The organism is Psychrobacter sp. TB20-MNA-CIBAN-0197, assembly GCF_040309765.1.
Lineage (GTDB): Bacteria > Pseudomonadota > Gammaproteobacteria > Pseudomonadales > Moraxellaceae > Psychrobacter > Psychrobacter submarinus.
In genome coordinates this window covers 1-248 of sequence record NZ_JBEOPC010001136.1, presented here as the reverse complement: position 1 = coordinate 248, position 248 = coordinate 1, and the positions used below count along the sequence as shown (strand labels likewise).

The following is a 248-nucleotide window of genomic DNA, read 5'->3' as shown; positions in this document are numbered from 1 at the left end:
CCTGGCTTAGCTAGTACTTGGCCACGTTGTACGTCTTCACGCTTGGTACCACGGAGTAGTACACCACAGTTCTCACCTGCACGGCCTTCGTCTAGTAGCTTACGGAACATCTCAACACCAGTACAGGTGGTTTTTTGAGTGTCACGGATACCGACGATTTCGATTTCGTCACCAACTTTTACGATACCAGATTCAACACGGCCAGTTACTACGGTACCACGACCTGAGATTGAGAAGACGTCTTCGAT

1 protein-coding gene is annotated in these 248 nt (G+C 49.2%); it reads right to left on the bottom strand.

What is annotated here, in order from left to right; all coding sequences use genetic code 11:
- Positions 1-248, bottom strand: a 248-nt coding sequence (locus AAEY83_RS17485; protein ID WP_351061223.1) for an EF-Tu/IF-2/RF-3 family GTPase, incomplete at both ends; no start/stop codon positions are given.